This window comes from Candidatus Nomurabacteria bacterium (assembly GCA_023898425.1).
Classification (GTDB): Bacteria; Patescibacteriota; Patescibacteriia; order 2-12-FULL-60-25; family 2-12-FULL-60-25; genus HK-STAS-PATE-2.
In genome coordinates this window covers 641,739-661,551 of the sequence record CP060222.1, presented here as the reverse complement: position 1 = coordinate 661,551, position 19,813 = coordinate 641,739, and the positions used below count along the sequence as shown (strand labels likewise).

Genomic DNA, 19,813 nt, shown 5'->3' with positions numbered 1-19,813 from the left:
TCTAAGGACGTACCCTTGACGGATCCGTCTTGACCCGATCCACCCCGGTGCGTAACGTAATAGGTAGGAACGATTTTTCTCTTAGTTATCACTCTTTTTGAACCTCTGATGTACTCAATCTATGGCCGAAGTCAAACCTGAAATTGAAACCTTTGCCAAAATCAAAGTCGTTGGCGTCGGAGGTTCCGGCGGATCTTCGATTAATCGTATGGTCGCGTCTAAAATCCGCGGCGTTGAATTTATTGCGATGAATACGGATGTGCAAGCTTTGCATCACTCCATGGCACAACACAAAATCCACGTGGGCAAAACAGTCACGCGTGGTCTTGGTGCAGGTATGGATCCAGAAATGGGTTTTAAAGCTGCCGAAGAAAGCCAAAACGAAATTCGCGAAGCGCTCAAAGGCGCAGACATGGTCTTTATTACCTGTGGTCTAGGTGGTGGTACTGGTTCTGGTGCTAGTCCTTATATCGCACAAGTTGCAAAAGAATTGGGCGCACTTACGGTCGCTGTTGTCACAAAACCTTTTGCTTTTGAAGGAGCACAACGTCGTACGATTGCAGATCAAGCCTACGAAAAACTTGCAGCCAATGTAGATACAATCATCACAATCCCCAATGATCGTATTTTACAAATTATTGATCGTCGCACTTCACTTATCGAAGCTTTCGAAACGGTTGATGATGTATTAAGACAGGGTGTTCAGGGTATTTCAGAACTTATTACCGTACCTGGTTTGATTAACGTGGATTTTGCCGATGTACGTTCGGTTATGGCAAATCGTGGTAGCGCCTTAATGGGTATTGGTCGTGGTCATGGTGATAATCGTGCGGGAGATGCGGCAAAAGCAGCGATCGCCTCACCATTGCTTGAAGTTTCTATTGATGGAGCAAAAGCCATTCTCTTTGTAATTACGGGTGGCTCAAATCTCGGAATGTACGAAGTTTCAGAGGCGGCGAAAATCATCACACAATCCGCAGATCCACAGGCGCGTATTATTTTTGGTACAACCGTGGACGAAGGCATGAAGGACGAGGTCAAAATTACCGTCGTCGCAACGGGCTTCGAAAAAGGCTTGCCGATTTCAAGCAAAGGATCAAAAGTTTCGGCACCTATTCCGCAACAGGTTCCTCCTCAGACGCCGGCTCAACAGTCAGCGATGAATTCTGCGCCTGCAGCTGCTCCGACACCAGCCCCAACACAGGCGCCGCAACAACACTACTCGCCGCGTTCAATGTCCCAAGCGCCAGCAGCGCAACCAATGCCACAAGAGCCTGTAGCTCCGCTTGAGCGTGCTCCAATTGCTCAGCCAAGACCACAGATGCCACCACAACAAGAGTCACGTGGAGGATTCTTTAGACAGGTTTTAGGTGGCCTTACGCAACAGCACGGTCAACAAGAGGATCTTGAAGAAGACGAAGAAGAATACGAAGAAGAGCTTCCACCAATAGAGCCAGTAGCAAAGCCAGCACCATCTCCTGCGCCAAGACAGCCGCATGTTGCTCAGCCAACCTACGCTCCAATGAATCCTCGTCAGTCACCAACGGGCTTTTCTCAGACACCAGCAGCACCAAAAAAATCTCCAACGCCTACCTCCGAAGAAGACGAGCTAGAAATCCCTGCCTTCATCCGTAAAAAGATGATGTAAGATCCATGCATTGTCCGGTATGCAATCATGCCGATACGCGCGTGATCGATACACGTCTTTCGCAAGATGGGACGTCTATTCGACGTCGTCGACAATGCGATGAATGTAGCTATCGCTTTACCACAGGCGAAGAAATCGAATTACTTACCGTTGCTGTCGTTAAGCGTGACGGCGTACAAGAGCCATACTCACGCGAAAAGCTGGTCCGTGGACTTAAGCGTGCATTAGAAAAACGTCCGTATATCGAAAGTGCTTTTCGTTCGCTCGTTCATGACATAGAACGTGATATTTTACGTGTAGACGGTCACGAAATACGTAGCTCAGATATTGGCGAAATTGTCATGAAACACATGCAAGGTTTTGATAAAGTTGCTTTTATCCGTTTTGCCTCAGTGTATCGACAATTTGAAGACGTAAAAACGTTTCAAGATACATTAGACCGTTTAACAGAAGCAGCAATGCAACGTAAAAAACGCACCTCAAAAAAATAACGAACCTATTACACTATGAAAACAAAATATCTCGTCGCCTCGCTTTTGGGGGCAAGTATCATCGGAGGCGCAAGCGGCGCTACGATTGTGGCGTTGCAGCCCAGATTGTTGTCATCATGGAATACGCAAGAAACCCCAGCGTTTACTCTTACAAAAGGAGGGTACGGTGTCGGTTCTGCAACCGTTATTGAACAAGACGATATTGTTGCCGAGCTTGTTGCGAAGGTTTCGCCATCAGTTGTCTCGATCGATATTTCAAAATCGCTAAAAGATACGCGTAAAGCCAATGATTTTTATACAGATGATTTTGTCTTAGACAATGGTGGAGATGATGAGCTATTACGTATTGGTGGTGGTTCTGGATTTTTTGTATCAGGTGATGGCCTTATTGTGACCAACCGTCATGTGATTGATGATACAGAGGCTTCGTACGTCGTTGTGACCCAGGACGGCACAGAGTATGAGGCAACCGTAGCTGGGATCGATCCAGTGCTTGACCTCGGTTTTTTAAAAATTGAAGGGTCAAATTTTCCTGCTATTGAGTTAGGGGATAGTGATCAAATTCGTATTGGTCAAACCGTCATTGCTATCGGCAATGCCTTGGCAGAGTTTCAGAATACAGTAACAAAGGGGATTGTTTCAGGTCTCGACCGCCGTTTAGAGGCAAGTGGTAGCGCAGGTGAGGAGCTTATCGAAGAGGCGATCCAAACGGATGCGGCTATCAACCCTGGTAATTCGGGTGGTCCGCTTATTGATTTGCAGGGACGCGTAATTGGTGTAAATACCGCCGTTACTGACGGAGCTCAGTCTTTAGGTTTCGCCTTGCCATCAAATGCTATACAGCGCGCCGTTGATAGTATGCGTAAGTATGGTCGTATTATCAGACCTTGGATCGGCGTTCGGTATATTCAAGTGGATGCAGACTACGCAAAACGAAACGCATTACCGTATACCTACGGAGCCTTGGTACAACGCGGTCAGATACGAGGTGACCTAGCTATTATCCCAGGGTCACCAGCAGATAAGGCGGGCTTAAAAGAAAACGATCTCTTACTTGAATTGAATGGAAAGAGACTAGACATTAAACATCCTCTAAGTTCGCAAGTCGCAAGATTTTCGCCAGGAGATGAGATCACGCTTAAAATATTCCGTGCTGGAGAAGAAAAAGAGTTAAAGATGACCCTTGAAGAACGTAAAGAAATAAGGTAAAATAGCCCACTATGGCACAAAAGCGCACAAAAATTGTTTGCACCATCGGTCCATCCAGTCATACAGCAGAAATGCTCACCAAGCTCGTAACCGAAGGCATGGATGTTTGTCGTTTAAATTTTTCACACGGCACACACGAGGATCACGCCAAGCTCATTGGACTTATTCGCGAAGTATCAAAAGCAACAGGTAAACCGCTTGCGCTTTTAGCGGATCTACAGGGTCCTAAAATTCGTGTTGGTAAGATCGGTGACGGTATCGAACTTGTTGCTGGTAACGAAGTGATCTTTACCTCAGAAGCAACATCTGTAGACGCAACCAAGCTTATCCCTGTTACCTATCCAAACTTGCATGAGGACGTAAAACCTGGCCAGCGTCTTTTATTGGATGATGGGTTACTCGAAGTACAAGTAACAAAGGTAGAAGGTATTCATGTGCATTGCACAGTGATTGTTGGTGGACTTCTAAAATCCAGCAAAGGTCTTAACCTTCCAGAAACAGAAACAAAAATTTCCGCCATTCCAGACAAGGATCGTGAAGACGTCGAGTTTGGCGTTCAACAAAATGTCGATTTTTTTGCGCTTTCATTTGTGCGTAAAGCAGAGGATGTACGTGAGTTAAGAACGCTCATTGAAGCGGCAGAAAAAAAGCACAATATCATAAATGATGTTCCTACAAAAATCATTGTCAAAATCGAAAAACCAGAAGCTGTGCGGGCGATGGATGAAATCATCGAGGCCGCCGACGGTGTGATGGTGGCACGTGGAGATCTTGGTATTGAGATGCCGGCAGAAAAGGTCCCATTTATCCAAAAGCAGCTTATCGAACGCTGTTTAGAAGTTGGTAAGCCGGTGATCGTAGCAACGCAAATGCTCGACTCGATGATTCGTAATCCGCGTGCAACACGCGCAGAAGTTTCGGATATCGCCAACGCTGTTGTGAGTCATACGGACGCCACGATGTTGTCGGGCGAAACCGCTTCGGGGAGTTATCCTGCTGAGTCAGTGCGTGCTATGGCAGCAACCATTCACGAAGTCGAAGAATCAACCATGGACGATATGCCAGCAACAATCGAGATTGCGGACAATGCTCAAGAAGCTATGACAAATATGGCATCCGTTCTTGCTCGCACAACAAATGCACGAGCTATCGTTGTGGCAACGAGATCGGGTGCATCGGCACGCTTTGTTAGCAGGTACCGTCCACAACTCCCTATTTACGCTGTCACGCCTTCTGAGCGCGTTATACGACAACTGGGGCTTTCGTGGGGTGTACAGGCCTTCCACGTCGATCATGATGGTGATTACCGTGAGCTTGTCGACGAGTCTATGAATATCTTGGTAAAAGCAAAGCTTGTGGCAAAGGGAGACATGATCATCGTTGTCGCAGGTGACCCAAGTATGGCATCAGGTAGCATCAATATGATTGAGCTGCGTACCGTATAAAACCATGCAACTAAAAACTCTCCGTTAGTCGGAGAGTTTTTGTATTGATTGCGTAGTGCGGTCTATGAGAAAGACGCTTGCGATGGGTATTTCTACAGGCGGGACGATATTCCAATGTATTGCCCAAAGACGAAAGATATTTCTTATGGTCGGCAAATGTGTGACGGCGATCGTATAGGTATTATCTAAAAACGGTGGACCATAACTTAGCGGATTGCTTGTTTCGGCTAAGCTTAAATCGACTTCGGTTTGTACATGGAGTCGATCGGCAATAATGCGCGCCATCTCGGTTGTTCGTTGGGCAGGGGAGTGAAAGATGACCGTAGGCTTCACCTGCCCTGATAGGTAATCACCGATGGCTTTTGCCTGCGCAATCCCAAGCTCATCTAGCGAGCCATCACGGATAGAGTAAGAACCGTGTCGGATAAGAATCAACATAAATAAAGGCTAGCATGAAAGAATAGGATAGCGTACACAAGGTATTATTCTTCAAATTGTCTTATTTTTTGAGAATAATCTTCAACGTCACCAATCTCTTGCGAGTGTTTGGTAATGGAGTATTTTTCACGAGCCTTTTCGATGGTGAGATCGGTATCGAGCAAACCGTGTTCTAGAGCGAAAACATCCGCATAACCGGTGACAAACCCTTGCCAAGGTTGATTGGGGATACGCCCATTTGTGACTCGGTTCACATGTTCTGCAATTCGGGATGTGCAATTATCTGTGATGGTATTGTACCACTGAGGTTTTATGGCAAGACTATTCATTTCTTCCAATAAACTTACGAAAAGCTCACGTCCTTTCTCGGTGCGTACAGGATAGAGATAAAGCTCACCCTTTCTGGTATTTGTACGTACAAGAAACGCGTCTCTTTCGTCAGCAGCTATGTAGATCAAAGGATATGTACGGATCGCTCCTTTTGCTAAGCTATATTTTTGACCCTTTAATTTGCGTGCTTCGATGGTAATACTTAAAAAATCACCATTAGAAAACTCGAAAGATAAAAAGGTGTGCGCTGCAAGATTATTGTTTTTAAAGGGCTCGCTGACATACCAAACCTTGGTAAGCTTCGTAAGGTCATACGTTTTGTCGTAGTAGTTTGGGATGATGCTGTCTTCTGTCTCTGAGCCATTATAACGAAAGTTACGAACATTTTTTACTGTAACAAGATCATCATTAAACTCTGCGGTTGAAAGTCGCGTAAACGGCGATTGCCAGTCTCCTGTTGTAGGCACTTGCTTTGTTGTCTGCCAAAGAAGAAATACCGCAAAGAACACTCCAAGAAGGACAAAGAGGCGAGAGAGATATAATCGCAATGTATCTCGAATCATAGAGAAAAGCATAGCATACAGTGACGATTTTAGAATACAAACAAAAACACCCCCTTTCGGGGATGTTTTTCTATGGCGGGTCCGAAGGGACTCGAACCCTCGGTCTTCTCCGTGACAGGGAGACGTGTTAACCAGCTACACCACGAACCCATAGATTTGTGGCGCCACAATAGCAGGTTTTTTAGGGGGATGCAAGAGCCGAGAAAACATGATATTTTGAGGTTATCTATGATCGTTTTTACGAAACCTGAGGCTTTTAACCCATCTTTTCGAGTGGCGGGATGTTTTTTATCGTTTGAGGGTCGCTTTTTGCTTTTGCAGCGTGCCGTGCATGACGAGAGTTTCGCCTCACATTGGGGAGCGCCTGGAGGCGGGATTGACGAAGGGGAGTCACCGGCTGAAGCAGTCTTGCGAGAAGTCCGCGAAGAGACAGGCCTTCATTTTGAGATCGCCGATCTAGAGGAGCTAGGCGCAGGCTATGTGACGATCGATGGTAAAGAAAAACAGTTTGAATATCACATGTATCGTATTCATATCGAAACAGAGCCCGAACTAAGCTTAGATGAGAACGAACACCAATCGCATGCCTGGGTAACCGCAGAAGAAGCATTAGAACTACCCCTTGTTGCTGATATGGATGAATGCGTAAGAGAGGTTTGGTTGCGATAGTATTTGAATTTTTTCTAAGTTTTTAGTAGCATCTACCTCGGTACTTTCAAGGAGTAGAGCGATGCTGAGTCACGAAAGACGAATAACGTTTGTAACGGCACTCTTTTTGAGTGTTTTTATTTCGAGCTGCTATGAGGACCCTTACTGCGGTGACGGGATTTGTCAAACCGATGAGATAGGGATTTGCGCTATAGACTGCGAAAGAGTTAGTGCGAATTGTGGTGACAATATTTGTCAGGGGTCAGAAATGACCACTTGCCCCGCAGACTGTATGAGTGACGGGTATTGCGGTGATGGGTATTGCGACCCTTCACGTGAACGTGTTGCGACCTGCGCTACTGACTGCGCTCCATCAGGATACTGCGGTGATGGGTATTGTGATCCCGCAACAGAAACGGCTTCATGTAGCGACTGTGCCTCAGTAATGGGGTATTGCGGTGACGGTATCTGTCAGTTCAATGAAAATTGCTCCAGTGACTGCCAAGTCTCTGATTGTTGGGCGCAAAATCAAGCGCCGAATTCAGACTTGGAGCTTTTTACAGGCGCGAACTACATGCAACAATCCTGTACGCAGTGGTGTTGGTCTGCGTGCATGACGATGTTGGCCGGCTATTTCAATAGCTTTGCGAGTCAGTGTACGTTAATGTCCTACAAGGCAGGTTTTCCTGATCTGAATACGTGTTGTAATTACGCAGCTTGTTCATATCAGCCCTGTAATACTCCAGCTCAAACGTCGGAGATCACCTACCTTATACAACAGACGTTTAATTTGAATGTTCAGTTTATATCGAGCGCAATTAGTGAGCAGGCTCTTATAAATGAGATAGCAAATAGGAGGCCGGTTGAGATTGGGTACCAGAGTTCGTTTGCTGGGCATGTCGTACTTGTTACGGGCATGCAATATCATGGACCAGGTCAATACACCTACACCGTCATGGATCCATACTATGGTATCCAGCAGTACGTGAGTTACCAGCAGCTACTCTATGGCTACATGGGCGGAGGTCAAAGCTGGGTCTGGGGAATGACTTGGTACCGTATTGCGCCTACGCAAGGCAATTGTCCTTTATAGCAAGTCACTATAGCAAAACACTCAAGTTCTTCTTGAGTGTTTTTTGCTACTTTTTATTTTCTTTTTAAGACCTTTGTTACAGCTTTTACGATATCTTTATCGGTCATCCCGTATTTTTTTAAGAGCTGTTGCGGTTCGCCGGATTCACCAAAAGAGTCTGGCATGCCGATTGGTTCAATAGGAACAGGATAAGTGCGCGTAAGCGCCTCAGCAACTGCACCAAAGAGTCCGCCGGTTGTTTGATGTTCTTCTACAGTCACACAGCATCCAGTTTTCTTAACGCTTTTTACGATGGTTGCCGCATCAAGCGGTTTAATGGTGTGTGAATTGATAACCTCACAAGAAATGCCTTTTGCTTCTAATTGTTTTGCAGCCATAAGCGATTCATACACAAGTGGTCCGCAGGCGACGATAGTAACGTCTTTTCCTGGTACTAAGACATTTGCTTTGCCAATAACAAAAGGTGTTTTCTTGGTGGTGATAACGGCTGTTTTTTCGCGAGCAAAACGAAAGTACGCCGGACCTTTTACATCTGCTAATGCGACGGTGGTTTTATAGGTTTCTTCGTAGTCGCATGGCACAACGACCGTCATACCTGGGAGTACACGTGTGATGGCGATATCTTCTAGCGCTTGATGCGTTGCGCCATCTGGTCCTACCGAGATACCCGAGTGTGCACCAGCAACTTTTACATTGGCATTGGCATAGGCTACAGACACGCGTAGCTGATCCCAGCAGCGCCCAGGGACAAATACCGCATATGAACTTACAAACGGTGTTGCGCCCGAGAGAGCCATACCAGCAGCGATGCCCATCATATTTTGTTCAGCGATACCGCATTCTACAAAACGTTCAGGATAAGCATTTTGAAATTGGTTCACGCGAGTAGACTCTGCGAGATCACCCGTTAAAACAAATACGTCTTTGTTTGTTTTGCCTAGCGCAAGTAATGCATCCCCATAACCATTACGGGTTGGGATTTGTTCAATCTCTTTTTTATAGAGATCGGGATTGAGAAATAATGATGCCATATTATTCGTGTTCGGATTTAATGCGCCCCTGGAGTGTGCGTAATTCTTTTAGGGCGAGTTTTGCTTCTTCTGGATTTGGTGGTTTGCCATGCCAAACATAATCACGTTCCATAAAGTGCACGCCTTTACCTGGTATAGTGTGTGCGATAATCACGGTAGGTTTTTCGTAAATCGCTTCGGCCTTTTGAAACGCATCTAAAATTGCACGAACATTATGACCATCGATAGAAATAACATGCCAGCCAAAGGCTTTAAATTTATCCGCAAGTGGTTCGAGCGGCATGATATTTTCTGTAAAGCCATCAATTTGAATATTGTTACGGTCAACGATAGCTACAAGGTTATTCAAGCGTTCTTTGCCGGCAAACATAAAGCCTTCCCAGCACTGACCTTCGTCGAGTTCGCCATCACCAGTCATAAGGTAGGTACGCCAATCTTGTTTTGTTTGTCTTGCGTATAAAGCCATCCCAACAGCTTGTGAGACGCCTTGAGCTAGCGGTCCTCCGCAAGTTTCGATGCCGATATTCCAGTGATTATTTGAGTGGCCTTGAAATGGATGACCGATTTTGCGCAGGTTTTTTAAAAAGTCTTGTCGATCACAAAAGCCTTTTCGAGCGAGTGTCGCATAGAGAATAGGGCAGATATGGGCATTAGATAGGACAAAGCGATCACGGTTGGGGAGATTGGGTTTTTTCGGATCAACATTCATGACCGAAAAATAGAGTGCTGCAAATAGCTCGGCAGTGCCTAGCGGACCAGCTGAGTGACCGGATTTTGCTTCTACGAGTGCCTGGATAACATCTTGGCGTAATTCGTAGGCTAAGAGCTCTAAGTCTCTTATAGAAAGGTGCGCACGTTTAGACATGATTCTATTGTAACACAAAACCCCCAACCAGAGGTCGGGGGTTTGCGAAGAAAAATCTTATTGAACGTTGATCGTACCCTGCATAACAGGGTTGATAGTGTCTGAGTAGTCGAATGATCCAACGGTGTTGAATTGTTTCGAGTAGCTGTCACCTGGTTTTACATCACCAGAGTTAAAGCCATTACCTACTACAGAGTGAACGACGATATCACGGTTTGTCCAGGTAACTGTCGTGCCTTTCTTTACCGTAAGCGTTGCTGGGACAAAGCCATTTGATACGCTACCAATCGTGATGGTTGCGAGAGTTTCATCAAATTGCTTGTCTTGCGAAATGGTTGTGGTAAGTGTCTTTACGTTTTCTGGGTTGTAATCAGAAGCGGTTTGGATCTGTGTACCTAAGCGATAGTTTACAAAGAACGCATCAGGGATATCATCAACTTGGCTGTTCCATGTTGGACCGTAAAGCGTTTGAGCAAGTTGCTCAGAACCAATTTGGCGAAGAATACCACCTTGATCAACAACGTATGTACGTGGATCAGTCGTGATCTTTACCATCTTGTAACCAGGGCGATACGTAACGTTGCCGCCTAGTGGGATGGATGAAAGTGCGCCATCAGAGATGGTACGTACACCGGAAAAATCTTTGTACCAAGTAAAGTAGGTCTTGTCGTTTGGAAAGACATAGCGCTTACCGTTAGGTGCAAAGTAGTAAACAGCTGCACCGGATGCCTTAATAAGGTCACCAGCGTTAAATGCACCTGTTGTAGCAGCGCCTGCAGCGAGTGGTGCTGCGAGCATAGAAGCTGTTGCAAGTGTTGCGACAGCGCGGGAGAACATGAGCTTCATAAAGAAGGTTGTTTATGTGAGATGAGTGAATAAGTGATCATAGGATGCCAACAATGTGGGCATCCCGTCAAACTAACGAACGTTGATAACCGAAATATCTGAAAGCCCGCTTTTGTTTTGAAGGTCGGTTGCGCGTACTTGGACAGATACAGATTGCGTTGTTGACCAAGGTCCAAGCATTGCAGAGCAACTCGCGGCATTGCATGTTCTTACCGCAACACCGTTTACAAGAATTTCCATTTTATCAATACCATCTTCATCGCTTGCTTGTGCGCTTATTTCTGTTTGCTCACCGGTAACAGGTAATAGGTTTCCGATGGATGTATAAATAATAGGCGCTTCATTTTCTACAACTTCGATCGTTTTTATTTCGGTTTCGTGTCGCTGTCCGCTTGGCTCAGTAATGACGGCTTTAAACTGGTGAACGGTGCCAATCGCTGAGCTTTCTAATTCGGATGATCGACATTCTTGTACATTGTCACAGGCTTTTATAATGGCACCATCCATAGTGATTTCAATGGTTCGAGCAATAATAGTCGAGCTTTCAATGCGTGCTACCACTTCTCTATAAGAGTCAGGGCGTACTTCTGGACGTGTTGTAGATAAGGTTAAGCCAGCAACACCAGGGATAACGGTAATGGTAGACGTTGTTTGATAGGTTGAAGCATCCATCCAATAAAATTTCGCTACAACAGGAACCGTGCCCTCTGCGTTTAGCAAGAGCGTTTCGTCAGTAGAGCATGGATTGTAGGCACATGTCTTAGTTAATATGCCATTAAAGAAGAGATCAACTTTGCTAAAGTTTGTGGCAGGATTTGCGGTAGCAAGAATATTGATTACGCCTAAGGGCTTTTCTGCGTTTTTTGACAGATAGAGCGTACCTTTATTTGTTGCGGGTGTGCTCGTGGGTGGAGTTGTTGGCTCTGTTGGAGTTGTTGGTGTTGTTGGCTCCGTAGGCCCAGTGATATTCTTATCTGTATCAATACTTGTTGCTTTTGCCGTTACGGTGACAGGGGAGTACTCAGCAGCATTCGTAATGCTAAGCCCGATGGAATAGTTTACAAAAAAAGCATCTGATAAATCATCAACATTTTTTGCCCACTGTTCTCCGTAGAGAATTTTGGCAACATCTTCGCTGCCAATCCAACGAAGGACACCGTTTGTGTCTACAGCGTAAACGCGTGGATCAGTCGTGATTTTAATTAAACGCGTACCTGGTCGATAGGTAACGTTTCCGCCAATGGAGATTGCGGCAAGTTCAGAGTCAGAGATTGTCTGAACAGAAGAAAAATCAGAATACCAAGTAAGGTAGGTCTTTTCATTCGGAAAGACATAGCGCTTACCATTAGATGAAAGATAGTAAACCGCAGGACCAGAACCTTTAATAAGGCTATTTGTAGCCGTTAGCCCCGAATAAAGCGTGGGTACGGCAGTCTCTGCATGACTGATAACAGGCATAGCAAAGAGCGCGATTGCCCCAAGTGGGCCGATCGTTTTATATAGAAGGGTCTTAATAGTCATAGACCCCCATACTATATCACGTTTGTTGAATCCCGAGTTTTTGCGTGAGATGCGCGAGGGTATTCGTTGGGCTAACGGCTTTAAAGATTGCGCTCGCTAAACAAAAGCGTTCTACACCCGCATCTTTGAGATCAAGGATATTTTGTCCATTAATCCCGCCATCAAATCCGATCGTAAACGTTTTATTAGGTGTGAGTTTTAATGCTCGAACCGTATCAAGGGTTTTTGGAATAAGTGTTTGACCGCTTTGACCTGGATGAACGCCGAGAACAAGGACTTCATCAATACGATCAAGGTAAGGTCGCAAAGCTTCAATTTTGGTATTCGGACCAAGCGCGATACCGCATTGCCAATTATGTGCACGACAATACTCAATAAGCTCTGCGTGATCCGCCATAGCCTCGATATGCCAAATAGCTCGTCTCGATTGTTTTGCGCTAAGCACACGCTGCCACTCTTCGATATGTTCTTTAGGATTCGCTACCATTAAGTGTAGTTCGATAGGATTTTCTGGTAATAACAATGACAAAGCATTCGCATCAGAAAATGACATAAAACGATTTAATGTACCGTCGAGAATATCAATTTGCATCCAGCCAGAATAATCACCAAGTTTGGTGATCTGAACGAGGGCATGCTCTTCGCTATTTACGAGTAAGGCGGGGATAATTTCGCAAGGCATATCAAACAAGATGGTCTAATGAGGCAACACGTCTTTTGTGTCGAGCGGCCGTCGATGGTTTAGTGGCAAGAAAACGTTCTATTATTTTTTGTGCGAGAGCGGGTTTCGTGACCCAGCCACCCAAGACAAGGATATTGGCATGATTATGTTCACGCGCAAGCACGGCATCATCTACGTTTCGAGCGACAATAGCACGGATTCCTTGGTAGCGGTTCGCGGCAATATCCATGCCATGACCTGTGCCACAGACAAGTATGCCAAGTGCATTTTGATTGTCTAAGAGAGCGAGAGCGACTTTTTGTGCATGAAGGGGATAGTCATCCTCTTTTTTTAATGCAGGAGAAAGATCGATAATTTCTCGATTTTTTTCTAAAAACGTCTTGATTTTCTCTTTGAGTGCAAAGCCTGCATGATCTGCGGCAAGATAGATAGGGGTTTTTTTGGACATAGGATTTTTCGCTTGACCTAAAGCAAAAAGACAAGCATTCTACCCTAGTATGTCAGACAAAAACCGTTCCGAACAGCCCAAAGCAGCACTCTTTCCAAAAATGGAAGAAGAAATCAGCGCCTACTGGAAAAAACAAGAGATTTTTCGTCGCTCGCTAGAAGAACGGCCAGAAAATAAAACATTCCATTTTTACGATGGGCCTCCTTTTGCGACGGGTTTACCGCATTACGGTCATCTCCTACAATCCGCGATCAAAGATGTTGTCCCACGCTATTGGACGATGAAGGGTTATCGCGTTCCTCGTGTATGGGGTTGGGATTGTCACGGCTTGCCAATTGAGAATATTGTTGAGAAGCAATTAAACCTTGGCACAAAACACGCCATCGAAGAATACGGTATTGGTAAGTTTAACGAGCAATGTCGTCAAAATATATTTACGTACGAAAAAGAATGGGAGCGCTATGTCCATCGTTTTGGTCGCTGGGTGGATTTTGAGAACTCCTATAAGACGATGGATAATACCTATATCGAATCGGAGTGGTGGGCTTTTTCTGAACTCGTCAAAAAAGAACTTGTTTATAAAGGTGTTCGCGTTTCTCAATACTGTCCACGTTGTGCGACAGCGATTTCTAATCAAGAAGTTTCGATGGGAGAATATGTCGAGCAAAAAGATCCAGCGCTCACCGTAACGTTTCCTTTTGTGGATGACGAAAAAACGGCCTTCTTAGCTTGGACAACAACACCTTGGACATTGCCAGCTAATACCGGTCTCACGGTCAATGCAAATCTAGAATACGTTGGAGTAAAACCAAAAGATTCAACGATGACCTATGTCGTTGTCGAAGCGCGCGTGGCGCATTATTTTGGTGAGGATCCTAGCGCCTACGAAATCGTTTGGAAGAAAAAGGGGAGCGAGCTTGTCGGTCAACGTTATGTGCCTGTTCTCGAAATAAAAAAACCAGAAGGTGATGCGTATCGCGTTGTGGCCGGTGAGCATGTAACAGACACGGATGGTACCGGTATCGTGCATACCGCTCCTGCTTTTGGTGAAGAAGATTTTCAGATGCATCAAAAACATCAGCTTCCTATTTTAATGACGGTTGATGATGAAGGAAATTTTGATGCAGACATGGGTGCTTTTGCCGGCATCGCTATTAATGATGCGCACGGTGTGGTGATTGATGCCTTAAAAACAGCAGATCGTTTATTTAAAAAAGAAAGTATCTTGCATAATGTTGCAACATGTTGGCGTTGTACGACGCGTCTGATGTTTAAGGCGCAACCAGCTTGGTATGTAGATATCAATAAGCTTCGCCCAACTATGATTAAGGCGGCAGAAGGCATTAACTGGCATCCAGAACATTTTAAAGAAGGTCGCTTTGGCAAAGGTCTAGAAACAGCACCAGACTGGAATATCTCACGCACACGTTATTGGGGTTCGCCAATCCCAGTATGGGAAACCGAAGACGGTGAACGTGTCGTAATTTCTTCGATTGAAGAACTCAAGAAGCGTGCTAAACCGGGTACAATGCCTGAAAAACTCGATCTTCATCGTCCAATGATTGATGAGGTGATTGTGCTTACAGATTCAGGCAAAGAAGCAAAGCGCATTCCAGAAGTCTTTGACACTTGGTTTGATTCGGGGAGTATGCCATTTGCGTCCATCCATTATCCGTTTCAGCATGCAAAAACGTTTGAGTCAGGCTTCCCAGCAGACTTTATTGGTGAGGCGCAAGATCAAACACGTGGATGGTTCTATTCATTGCATGTGCTTTCGTCAGCGCTTTTTGGTAAGCCGGCATTTAAAAATGTTATTTGTACCGGTCTAGTATTGGCAGAAGATGGCAAAAAGATGTCAAAAAGTCTCAAAAATTATCCAGATCCATGGGAGGTTTTTGAAACGCATGGCGTAGACGCTGTACGTTATTACCTCACAACATCACCTGTTGTAGAGGCAGAATCACTCAATTTTTCTGAACGTGATCTCCAGACTATTGTTCGTGGATTCTTGAATCTCTTTTGGAATATCAAAACGTTCTATCTTACCTTTGCAGAAGACACGGATGTAAAACTTGATAAGCCAAAGAGCGCGCATGTATTAGATCGTTGGATTCTTTCGCGTCTCAATCAGCTTACCGCGGAGATGACAGAGGCGTTTGACGCCTACGATCTCGTAAAAGCCGGTAGACCACTTCGCTTTTTTGTCGAAGATCTTTCGACGTGGTGGTTACGTCGCTCTCGTGATCGTATGAAGTCAGAAAATGCGTACGAAAAACTTGATGCGCTAAAAACGTTGTTAGAGGTATTACTTGAGACGTCTAAGCTCATGGCACCATTTACGCCGTTTATTGCAGAAAAAGTGTACCTCGAAGTTGGCGGCAAGCTCGCATCCGTACATCTAGAAAAATGGCCAAAAGCCGATGATCGCGTCATCGACGAACGTTTGATGCTTGATATGCAATGGGTACGTGACGCCGCATCTCGCGCGCACGAACTTCGCTCACAAGCCAAACTTCCTGTAAGGCAAGCATTGGCTTCACTCACCATCAAAGTAAAAGATGCAGAAGAGGCAGCAAGACTCATGCGACAAACAGATCTCTTAGGTATTCTTGCAGAAGAAACAAATGTAGAAGTGGCACGCGTTGAATCAGATAATGCGATTGATACAGCATGGACACTTGAGCTTGATACCGTTATTACCCCAGAATTAAAGAAGAAGGGCATGAAGCGCGAATTTATCCGTAACGTCATGAATCTTCGTAAAGAAGGTGGATTTGTTCCAACGGATCTCGCGATCGTTGAATGGGATTTTTCTGGCGAAGCAAAAGAGGTGATCGAAGCAGAAAAAGAAAGTCTTCTTAAAGAGCTACGTGCTAAAGAAGTAAGCTTTGTTGCGGATCTCGAGGGTGAAGAGGCGCAGGTAGGGGATGATAAAGGAAAGATCAGATTGAGCAAATAAGTGTATTCAGGTGGCCCCGCCACGTGAACCGCAAAGAAAAACCGCAGGTTTTCCTGCGGTTTTTACGTGGTGGATCGGCTGGGAATCGAACCCAGAACCTTAGGCTTAAGAGGCCTCTGCTCTAACCGATTGAGCTACCAATCCAATAATTGTGACCGGATTATAGGTAGTCGCTTGTGATTTGTAAAGTCGAAATGAAGCTTTATTGACAAAAACGCCTATTTTGATATGTTTCCTGCGTTCAAACGTTCTGGAGGTTTCGATGTCCGCAGTAAATAATGATACAGATCCAGTTTTGGATATTATCAGCGATGTGGCAATTCGGCCCGATGAATATGGAGGATGGCAAATCGTCCTGAGTATGTCGAGCGAAGAAGCTGTTATCCTCAGGGATGATATCTATCTACTTGTACCGTATATCGACGGTGAAGATCGTCTTACATGTCTTTCGCGATTGCGGATTTTGCGTCGCAATGGCAATGTGCTTATCGCGGCTATTATCCCAACGTTAGGACATGCTTTGCCTTTGTCAAAAAATAAAGAAGAATGTTTGTTTACGCCATTTAGCGAATTAGAAATTCGGTATAATGGGACAGCACGAACAATGCGCGATGTGTACTCTGCTGCGGACTTTCGTTTACGTGAAAATCCAGAAAATATCTTTAGTGGATAATATCCTGCTTCCTGAGCTGCCGCCCATAAAGGGCGGCTATTTTTATACGATAGCCATGACACTCACCGTCATATCATCCAACTTTGCACGAGGGTGAGTTGACATTGAGCGTTGGTTTGCAAACGTTGTTAAAAGGGTAGCTATATGTTCCGGGCTCCCTTTTGCACGTTCGATAATATCCGTCATTTCTTGATGTGTTAGATTATCTGTAATACCGTCGGTCATCGCTAAAAAGACATCGCCATCTTCCGCTTCTGTTGTTGTAATACGTGCTGCTAATGCGCCACGCAATTTGTTATTCATACTTAGTGTTACATAACGACGAATGCTTTCTACGGTTATCTCTTCTGGTGAGTCTAAGAGAAGATTTATGATATGCAAAAGGTTAGGGTCGGCAGGCTTCATGTTTTTAATAGCGTCTGTTTTTATTGTAAGCTGAATATAATCAGGCGCTTCTTTATTGTCTGCTGTCAGTGTAGAGTATTCTGCTTCGCTTGGAATAAGCTTTGCATCAACGAGCGAGGTGATATAAGAATCGTCTTTGGTTATTTTTTCGAGCTTACCGCTTCGTAGGCGATATACTGAGCTATCACCAATCTGAAAAGTGGTGATGTAGTGCTTATGATCTTCACTCGTCCAAAGTTTGGCCATAGAGACCGTTGTGCTAATGGCAGATGCAGCTAATTCAAAATAACTTTGGTCTTGTGGATTTGAAGGATCTAACTCCCGTTGTAGTGATTTTGAAAAGCGCTTGGCTGCATAATCAGAAATAGCTTTTTGTAAGTCGGGATCAGGATTTGAAGATAGATCGGTGAGCTTGCTTGTCATGCGCTTAAGTAATGTTCGACCTGCTTGCTTTACCTTTGCTTCTGTTAAAGGCGTCTCAATATTCTCAAAAAACGGCTGTATAAGATCATTTGATAATGCCGGATCTAAGACCGATCTCGCTTCGCGCGAAGCAAGGTGTCCGGCAGGGGCACCTCCAACACCGTCAAAGACAGCGATAATTCCAGCGGCTTTATTTAAATAAGCAGCGTCCTCATTTGGCTCGCCTTTTTGCTCATGTAGAAAAGAAGTAAGGGTTTTTAGCCCTGTTTTGAGCTCAAAACGTTTTTCTTTTTCTGTGGGGGAGCTGTTTTTATTATTTGATGGAAATTCGCTCATAGGGATAAGTCTATACTACTGCATGCGCTCGCTTGCGCGAAGTCTGGCGCGCCGTTATGCTTTGCGTATCTATGTTGTACTCGAAATTGGTATCAAAGACGTCTAAATCCGTCGCGCATGACGCGGATTCTATTAATGCAAAATTTTTATTACAAGCGGGTTTTGTTCGTCAAGAAATGGCGGGTGTTTATGCTTGGTTGCCATTAGGTTTGCGCGTTTTACGTAAGGTAGAAAATATCATCCGCGAAGAAATGAATGCATTAGGATCACAAGAAGTCTTATTGCCAGCGCTCCAATCAAAAGAACACTGGGACCAAACAGGTCGCTGGGATAGTGTTGATGTCTTGTTTAAGATTGAGAGTCAAACAAATAAAACGTATGGACTCGGCCCAACGCATGAAGAGGTCGTAACGCCACTCATAAAAGAGTTCATTCGTTCTTACAAAGACCTTCCTCTTTCGGTGTATCAAATTCAAACAAAGTTTCGTGATGAGCTGCGTGCAAAAAGCGGTGTCTTACGCGGACGAGAGTTTGGCATGAAAGATCTTTATTCTTTTCATGCAACGCAAGAGGATCTTGAAGCGTTTTATGAACAAGCATTGCAGTCTTATCTCACCGTTTTTTCTCGATGTGGGCTAAATGCAAAAGTTGTTGAAGCTTCGGGCGGTGCGTTTACGAAAAAGTTTTCTCACGAGTTTCAGGTTATTACCCCAGCCGGTGAAGATAAAATTCTTACAACCGTCGATGGGACATTTGCACAAAATATTGAGATTTCTGAACTTAAAGAAGGCGACCCTTCACCAGAAAACGGCCAGCCATTAGAGCTTCACACGGGTGTTGAGGTAGGAAATATTTTTGATCTCGGTACGCGTTTTTCAGAAGCTTTTGATGTTGCTTTTACTGCAGAAGATGGTGAGCGTATTATCGCGAAGATGGGTTGTTACGGTATTGGTACAACGCGTCTCGTGGGTACGATCGTAGAGGCGATGCATGATGACCGCGGTATGATGTGGCCAGCCACGGTAGCACCATATCACGTACACCTCGTAAGTCTTTCGAACAAAGACCCAGAAGTCCAAGAACGGGTTTGGCAAGCGTCACAAGAGCTTTACGAAGCATTGTGGGCACAAGACATTGAAGTGCTGTGGGATGATCGTACGGATGTAAGTGCTGGTGAAAAATTTGCTGACGCAGATTTAATCGGTCTTCCGTTACGTCTCGTTATTTCAGAAAAAACACTTACGCAAGAAGCGGTTGAATGGAAGTTGCGTGCAGAAAAAGAAGCAGCCCTTGTTGCTCTAGAAGATATTCAAGAAGCCGTAAGCACCGTGATGGCGCAATAAAAACCTTAGCAAAAAAACACCTCCAGCACTGGAGGTGTTTTTTGCTACAAGGTTGGAGCAGGAGGTTCAACAGGGGCATCGGTTTTTTTCAATGCATCTTTGAGTCCTTTGCCTGCTTTAAACTTTGGTACACGTACTTCGTCGATGTGGATTTTTTCTGTCGGGTTTTGTGGATTGACACCCATGCGTGCTTTGCGAGTCTTGGCCATAAAGGCACCAAATCCAGCGATATTCACCTCTCTGCCATCTTGTAGAGTTTTGGTGATGATATCAACAATAGCCTCGATGGAGTCTTCGGATTGTTTTTTGCTGATACCTACGGTATCGGATAAATAAGAAATAAGTTCTGCCTTGTTCATATGCGAGTTTTTGAAGAACAATGATTGATAAAGCAATAATACAAAATTTGGCTCAAC

Annotated in this window: 19 protein-coding genes and 2 tRNA genes; 9 read left to right on the top strand and 12 right to left on the bottom strand. The window is 44.8% G+C overall.

Going from position 1 to position 19,813, the window contains the following annotated elements; all coding sequences use genetic code 11:
- The first annotated feature begins 121 nt into the window (after window positions 1-121).
- From ftsZ to pyk, 4 genes are read left to right on the top strand one after another with little or no spacing between them, the layout of a single operon-like run.
- A complete protein-coding gene (gene ftsZ / locus H6759_03795) occupies window positions 122-1,648 on the top strand; it encodes a cell division protein FtsZ (GenBank protein USN52129.1) in 1,527 nt (508 codons plus the stop codon).
- Between the two features lie 5 nt (window positions 1,649-1,653).
- Window positions 1,654-2,139, top strand: coding sequence for a transcriptional repressor NrdR (gene nrdR, locus H6759_03790; protein ID USN52128.1), 486 nt, complete (start codon window positions 1,654-1,656; stop codon window positions 2,137-2,139).
- 15 nt (window positions 2,140-2,154) lie between these two features.
- On the top strand, window positions 2,155-3,348 hold the full coding sequence (locus tag H6759_03785) for a trypsin-like peptidase domain-containing protein (protein ID USN52127.1): 1,194 nt from the start codon (window positions 2,155-2,157) through the stop codon (window positions 3,346-3,348).
- An 11-nt stretch (window positions 3,349-3,359) separates the two neighbouring features.
- Entirely contained in the window at window positions 3,360-4,793 is a 1,434-nt protein-coding gene (pyk, locus tag H6759_03780) for a pyruvate kinase (protein USN52126.1), read from the top strand.
- A gap of 24 nt (window positions 4,794-4,817) precedes the next feature.
- On the opposite strand, the gene H6759_03775 is transcribed toward pyk, so the two are convergent.
- The 3 genes from H6759_03775 to H6759_03765 form a co-directional block, all read right to left on the bottom strand.
- Window positions 4,818-5,231 (bottom strand): histidine phosphatase family protein, encoded by a 414-nt coding sequence (locus H6759_03775; GenBank protein USN52125.1) that lies wholly within the window; start codon window positions 5,229-5,231, stop codon window positions 4,818-4,820.
- A gap of 44 nt (window positions 5,232-5,275) precedes the next feature.
- Window positions 5,276-6,124, bottom strand: coding sequence for a DUF4105 domain-containing protein (locus H6759_03770; protein USN52124.1), 849 nt, complete (start codon window positions 6,122-6,124; stop codon window positions 5,276-5,278).
- 73 nt (window positions 6,125-6,197) lie between these two features.
- Window positions 6,198-6,274, bottom strand: a tRNA-Asp gene (locus H6759_03765).
- Between the two features lie 78 nt (window positions 6,275-6,352).
- Between H6759_03765 and H6759_03760 the strand changes: the two genes are divergently transcribed.
- Window positions 6,353-6,793, top strand: coding sequence for an NUDIX hydrolase (locus H6759_03760; protein ID USN52123.1), 441 nt, complete (start codon window positions 6,353-6,355; stop codon window positions 6,791-6,793).
- A 247-nt stretch (window positions 6,794-7,040) separates the two neighbouring features.
- A complete protein-coding gene (locus tag H6759_03755; GenBank protein USN52122.1) occupies window positions 7,041-7,865 on the top strand; it encodes a C39 family peptidase in 825 nt (274 codons plus the stop codon).
- Window positions 7,866-7,918: 53 nt separating this feature from the next.
- On the opposite strand, the gene H6759_03750 is transcribed toward H6759_03755, so the two are convergent.
- The 6 genes from H6759_03750 to H6759_03725 all read right to left on the bottom strand — a co-directional run bounded on the left by H6759_03750 (window position 7,919) and on the right by H6759_03725 (window position 13,258).
- Complete coding sequence (locus H6759_03750; GenBank protein USN52121.1) at window positions 7,919-8,896, bottom strand: transketolase family protein; 978 nt, start codon at window positions 8,894-8,896, stop codon at window positions 7,919-7,921.
- Between the two features lies 1 nt (window position 8,897).
- Window positions 8,898-9,761, bottom strand: a complete 864-nt coding sequence (locus H6759_03745; GenBank protein ID USN52120.1) for a transketolase — start codon at window positions 9,759-9,761, stop codon at window positions 8,898-8,900.
- A 57-nt stretch (window positions 9,762-9,818) separates the two neighbouring features.
- Window positions 9,819-10,607, bottom strand: a complete 789-nt coding sequence (locus tag H6759_03740) for a cupredoxin domain-containing protein (GenBank protein USN52119.1) — start codon at window positions 10,605-10,607, stop codon at window positions 9,819-9,821.
- A 72-nt stretch (window positions 10,608-10,679) separates the two neighbouring features.
- Window positions 10,680-12,128, bottom strand: coding sequence for a hypothetical protein (locus H6759_03735; GenBank protein USN53048.1), 1,449 nt, complete (start codon window positions 12,126-12,128; stop codon window positions 10,680-10,682).
- Window positions 12,129-12,144: 16 nt separating this feature from the next.
- Window positions 12,145-12,810: a hypothetical protein gene (locus tag H6759_03730; protein USN52118.1), complete on the bottom strand. Its 666-nt coding sequence runs from the start codon at window positions 12,808-12,810 to the stop codon at window positions 12,145-12,147.
- Between the two features lies 1 nt (window position 12,811).
- On the bottom strand, window positions 12,812-13,258 hold the full coding sequence (locus H6759_03725) for an RpiB/LacA/LacB family sugar-phosphate isomerase (GenBank protein USN52117.1): 447 nt from the start codon (window positions 13,256-13,258) through the stop codon (window positions 12,812-12,814).
- A gap of 49 nt (window positions 13,259-13,307) precedes the next feature.
- On the opposite strand from H6759_03725, the gene H6759_03720 reads away from it, so the two are divergent.
- Entirely contained in the window at window positions 13,308-16,217 is a 2,910-nt protein-coding gene (locus H6759_03720; GenBank protein USN52116.1) for an isoleucine--tRNA ligase, read from the top strand.
- A 67-nt stretch (window positions 16,218-16,284) separates the two neighbouring features.
- On the opposite strand, the gene H6759_03715 is transcribed toward H6759_03720, so the two are convergent.
- A tRNA-Lys gene (locus H6759_03715) sits at window positions 16,285-16,361 on the bottom strand.
- 118 nt (window positions 16,362-16,479) lie between these two features.
- Between H6759_03715 and H6759_03710 the strand changes: the two genes are divergently transcribed.
- On the top strand, window positions 16,480-16,890 hold the full coding sequence (locus H6759_03710) for a hypothetical protein (GenBank protein USN52115.1): 411 nt from the start codon (window positions 16,480-16,482) through the stop codon (window positions 16,888-16,890).
- Between the two features lie 42 nt (window positions 16,891-16,932).
- Here H6759_03710 and H6759_03705 read toward each other — a convergent pair whose 3' ends face one another.
- A complete protein-coding gene (locus tag H6759_03705; GenBank protein USN52114.1) occupies window positions 16,933-18,054 on the bottom strand; it encodes a protein phosphatase 2C domain-containing protein in 1,122 nt (373 codons plus the stop codon).
- Between the two features lie 71 nt (window positions 18,055-18,125).
- On the opposite strand from H6759_03705, the gene H6759_03700 reads away from it, so the two are divergent.
- The gene (locus H6759_03700; protein ID USN52113.1) at window positions 18,126-19,397 is read left to right on the top strand and encodes a hypothetical protein; all 1,272 of its coding nucleotides are present in this window, start codon (window positions 18,126-18,128) and stop codon (window positions 19,395-19,397) included.
- 44 nt (window positions 19,398-19,441) lie between these two features.
- Here H6759_03700 and H6759_03695 read toward each other — a convergent pair whose 3' ends face one another.
- Complete coding sequence (locus H6759_03695; protein ID USN52112.1) at window positions 19,442-19,756, bottom strand: HU family DNA-binding protein; 315 nt, start codon at window positions 19,754-19,756, stop codon at window positions 19,442-19,444.
- Window positions 19,757-19,813: the final 57 nt, after the last annotated feature.

Coding starts and splice junctions, on each gene's coding strand:
- ftsZ (USN52129.1), top strand. CDS start 122: ATGGCCGAAGTCAAACCTGAAATTGAAACCTTTGCCAAAATCAAAGTC.
- nrdR (USN52128.1), top strand. CDS start 1,654: ATGCATTGTCCGGTATGCAATCATGCCGATACGCGCGTGATCGATACA.
- H6759_03785 (USN52127.1), top strand. CDS start 2,155: ATGAAAACAAAATATCTCGTCGCCTCGCTTTTGGGGGCAAGTATCATC.
- pyk (USN52126.1), top strand. CDS start 3,360: ATGGCACAAAAGCGCACAAAAATTGTTTGCACCATCGGTCCATCCAGT.
- H6759_03775 (USN52125.1), bottom strand. CDS start 5,231: ATGTTGATTCTTATCCGACACGGTTCTTACTCTATCCGTGATGGCTCG.
- H6759_03770 (USN52124.1), bottom strand. CDS start 6,124: ATGATTCGAGATACATTGCGATTATATCTCTCTCGCCTCTTTGTCCTT.
- H6759_03760 (USN52123.1), top strand. CDS start 6,353: ATGATCGTTTTTACGAAACCTGAGGCTTTTAACCCATCTTTTCGAGTG.
- H6759_03755 (USN52122.1), top strand. CDS start 7,041: ATGACCACTTGCCCCGCAGACTGTATGAGTGACGGGTATTGCGGTGAT.
- H6759_03750 (USN52121.1), bottom strand. CDS start 8,896: ATGGCATCATTATTTCTCAATCCCGATCTCTATAAAAAAGAGATTGAA.
- H6759_03745 (USN52120.1), bottom strand. CDS start 9,761: ATGTCTAAACGTGCGCACCTTTCTATAAGAGACTTAGAGCTCTTAGCC.
- H6759_03740 (USN52119.1), bottom strand. CDS start 10,607: ATGAAGCTCATGTTCTCCCGCGCTGTCGCAACACTTGCAACAGCTTCT.
- H6759_03735 (USN53048.1), bottom strand. CDS start 12,128: ATGACTATTAAGACCCTTCTATATAAAACGATCGGCCCACTTGGGGCA.
- H6759_03730 (USN52118.1), bottom strand. CDS start 12,810: ATGCCTTGCGAAATTATCCCCGCCTTACTCGTAAATAGCGAAGAGCAT.
- H6759_03725 (USN52117.1), bottom strand. CDS start 13,258: ATGTCCAAAAAAACCCCTATCTATCTTGCCGCAGATCATGCAGGCTTT.
- H6759_03720 (USN52116.1), top strand. CDS start 13,308: ATGTCAGACAAAAACCGTTCCGAACAGCCCAAAGCAGCACTCTTTCCA.
- H6759_03710 (USN52115.1), top strand. CDS start 16,480: ATGTCCGCAGTAAATAATGATACAGATCCAGTTTTGGATATTATCAGC.
- H6759_03705 (USN52114.1), bottom strand. CDS start 18,054: ATGAGCGAATTTCCATCAAATAATAAAAACAGCTCCCCCACAGAAAAA.
- H6759_03700 (USN52113.1), top strand. CDS start 18,126: ATGTTGTACTCGAAATTGGTATCAAAGACGTCTAAATCCGTCGCGCAT.
- H6759_03695 (USN52112.1), bottom strand. CDS start 19,756: ATGAACAAGGCAGAACTTATTTCTTATTTATCCGATACCGTAGGTATC.